2 protein-coding genes are annotated in these 1,337 nt (G+C 60.7%); both read left to right on the plus strand.

Annotated elements, in window-relative coordinates; translation table 11 throughout:
• Positions 1 to 191 precede the first annotated feature (191 nt).
• On the plus strand, positions 192 to 815 hold the full coding sequence (locus A1351_RS06700) for a type IV toxin-antitoxin system AbiEi family antitoxin domain-containing protein (protein WP_064032568.1): 624 nt from the start codon (positions 192 to 194) through the stop codon (positions 813 to 815).
• Positions 812 to 1,306, plus strand: coding sequence for a nucleotidyl transferase AbiEii/AbiGii toxin family protein (locus A1351_RS06705; RefSeq protein ID WP_157096137.1), 495 nt, complete (start codon positions 812 to 814; stop codon positions 1,304 to 1,306). The genes A1351_RS06700 and A1351_RS06705 overlap by 4 nt, the downstream gene beginning before the upstream one ends.
• Positions 1,307 to 1,337: the final 31 nt, after the last annotated feature.

Genomic DNA, 1,337 nt, shown 5'->3' on the forward strand with positions numbered 1-1,337 from the left:
CTCTGGAGGCGGGCTTTCGGCCCGCAGATCGACGAAAAGGGCGGCTTTTCGGGCCTTTCTCCTGCTCGGGCCTATGTCGCGGCGGCAAACTTCGACCTTCGGCTGTGTTTTTAAACGACCGATTTGTAATGTCCTACAATTCTGCAACATATGTTGCAAATTCTAGGTGTTTCGTGATACCAACCTGACAAATGCACCTGACGCCCGCGATCCAGGCCAAAAACCTCAGGGAACTCGTTCTCGCCGTCGCTCGCGACCGTGGGATTGCTCGTTCGCGGGATTTCGAAGCAGCAGGAGTCCCGCGCATCTACCTTCAACGCCTCCGAGACGAGGGACTGCTCACGCAACCCGGAAGGGGCCTCTATGCACTCGCGGGCGGCCAAATCAGCGCACACCATAGTCTCGCCGAGGCCGCCAAAGCCGTTCCCTCCGGGGTCATCGGACTGCTGTCGGCGCTCCAATATCATGAGCTGACGACCCAGCTTCCGTCCCAGGTCTGGATGCTCCTGCCCTCAAAGGCATGGGCGCCGAGGCGACCGCCGGTCACACTGAAGATTCTTCGCGCCAGCGGTGAGGCGCTGAAGGCCGGCGTCGAGCAGCAGCTCGTCGATCGGGTAGTCGTCCCCATTACATCGCCCGCGAAAACAGTGGCTGACTGTTTCAAATATCGCAGCAAAATCGGCCTCGACGTGGCTATCGAGGCGCTACGGGACTGTCTGACGAAAAAGCGGGCCACGCGCGACGAAATCTGGCGCTATGCCGCCATCGATCGCGTCCAGAATGTCATGCGACCCTATCTGGCGGCGCTTTCGTGACACGAGAGCCGCTCAAAAATCTCCCGGCCTCGTTACGAGACCGCCTGACCCAGCGTGCGCGGGTCGCCGATGAGAATGTTCAGCTGATCCTCACCCGCTACGCGATCGAAAAGTTCCTGTATCGGTTGAGCGTTTCGGAGCATCGAGAACGGTTCATCCTGATAGGCGCTATCCCCTTCAGCCTGTGGGAGCCGACGCCTTATCGCGCGACCGGCGACCTCGATCTTCTCGGCGCCGGCAACCCCGAGCGCCGCGGAACAACGCCGCCGATCGAAATTCTATTCGGACTTTCAGAGACCTTCGCCGCGGATCCGGTGCAGCAAACGCAGTGGCAAGCCTTCCTTCCGCGCACCGAGGTCGCGATGGCGCGGGAGCCGCTGAACCAAATTATCCCGTCGATCGCCTCATTTCTGATGCCAGTCTTTCTGGCCGCCGCTGACGAACAGACCAGTCTTGGAAAATGGCCAGTCGGCCGGCCTTGGGGAGATTGACCCATGCCCCTCATCGGCTACGCCCGCGTCT

It is taken from the genome of Methylosinus sp. R-45379 (genome assembly GCF_001644125.1).
In the GTDB taxonomy this organism is placed as follows: Bacteria; Pseudomonadota; Alphaproteobacteria; order Rhizobiales; family Beijerinckiaceae; genus Methylosinus.

Excerpts from the sequence above, each read along its gene's own strand:
- A1351_RS06700 (WP_064032568.1), top strand. The coding sequence starts at position 192 with ATGCACCTGACGCCCGCGATCCAGGCCAAAAACCTCAGGGAACTCGTT.